3 protein-coding genes are annotated in these 1,496 nt (G+C 44.0%); all 3 read left to right on the forward strand.

The window, feature by feature from the left end:
* Positions 1-266 (forward strand): type I restriction-modification enzyme R subunit C-terminal domain-containing protein (locus N7974_RS20520; protein ID WP_317451641.1); only part of this gene is annotated, 266 nt, incomplete at its 5' end.
* Positions 267-289: 23 nt separating this feature from the next.
* A complete protein-coding gene (locus tag N7974_RS20525) occupies positions 290-646 on the forward strand; it encodes a hypothetical protein (protein WP_262967390.1) in 357 nt (118 codons plus the stop codon).
* The coding region (locus tag N7974_RS20530; RefSeq protein ID WP_262967391.1) for a type I restriction-modification system subunit M at positions 643-1,496 on the forward strand (854 nt) is incomplete at its 3' end. The genes N7974_RS20525 and N7974_RS20530, both read left to right, overlap by 4 nt.

Raw genomic sequence — 1,496 nt, forward strand, 5'->3', positions numbered from 1 at the left:
CCCGCCGCGAACGTGCCGATCAGGTAAAAAAACGCAATTACTTTACCAAATACGGCGACCAAGCTCGCCAGGTATTGGAAACCTTACTGGAAAAATACGCCGATACCGGTATTGAGAATATCGAAGATATTAAAATTCTTACGTTAGCCCCATTTTCACGTATCGGATCACCTGTTGAGCTGTTAAAAGCTTTCGGTGGAAAAAACCAGTACCACCAAGCGCTGAAAGAGTTAGAAAATGAACTTTATGCCAATGTGAGTCATTAGTAATGCTGATGAGACACAAAGGCATGTCATTTGAATCATTTCTGAATTCATTACTTTCGGACAAAAACTATTTTGGTTTTGTCGCCGCATTGCGGCAAACTCCGAAAGAAAAATATTACAAAAAAAATATATGGCATGGCGTAGAAGATTTACTTAAACCATTTCCTAATGCAACTAAAGCTCTGCATGGCTATGCATATCATCAATGGGACGAAGATATTTCATTTTCTTCTGGCAATTTGAAAGCTTGTTACATTATTGATGAAGATTTTATAAATGGAGGAAGAGCTTTTGTTCTCTTCAATTTAGTAGCTACAGATTGGCTATACGTCGGCCAAATCAACGAACAAAATACTTACTGGGAAGTAGAAAAAACATGAGCATTTCCTCCACCATTAAATCCATCCAAGACATCATGCGTAAAGACGTGGGTGTGGATGGCGACGCCCAACGCTTAAGCCAACTCGTCTGGATGTTGTTTTTAAAAATATTTGACGACCGTGAAAGTGAATGGGAGTTACTGCAAGACCATTACCAATCACCGTTACCGGAAGCCTATCGTTGGCGTAACTGGGCGGCCAATGACGAAGGCTTAACCGGTGATGCACTCAAGAATTTTCTGGATAACGAGATGTTCCCGGCTTTGCAACAATTGGAAGCCAAAGGCGGCGATCAACGCGCTTATGTGGTTCGTTCGGTGTTTGAAGATGCCTACAACTACATGAAGTCCGGCCAATTAATTCGGCAGGTAATCAACAAAATTCAGGAAGGCGTCGATTTCAACAAAGCCCAAGAACGCCATTTGTTCGGCGACATGTACGAACAATTGCTCCGCGATTTACAAGCCGCCGGTAATGCCGGTGAATTTTACACGCCGCGTGCCGTCACCGAATTTATGGTGCGTATGGTCAACCCGCGCCTGTCTGAAAAAGTGCTGGATCCTGCTTGTGGTACCGGTGGTTTTTTATCTTGCTCAATTGAACATATCCGCAAACAAGATGTAAAAACCGTCGATGATGAAATGCACTTGCAGTCCAGTATTTTCGGCATAGAAAAAAAGCCCATGCCGCATTTACTCTGCACCACCAATATGATTCTGCACGGCATTGATGTACCCAGTAATATCCGCCATGACAACACTCTGGCGCGTCCGCTGATCAGTTGGGGACCAAAAGAACGGGTCGATGTGGTCGTCACCAATCCGCCTTTTGGCGGCATGGAAGAAGACGG

The organism is Methylobacter psychrophilus, from assembly GCF_025583945.1.
In the GTDB taxonomy this organism is placed as follows: Bacteria; Pseudomonadota; Gammaproteobacteria; order Methylococcales; family Methylomonadaceae; genus Methylobacter_C; species Methylobacter_C psychrophilus.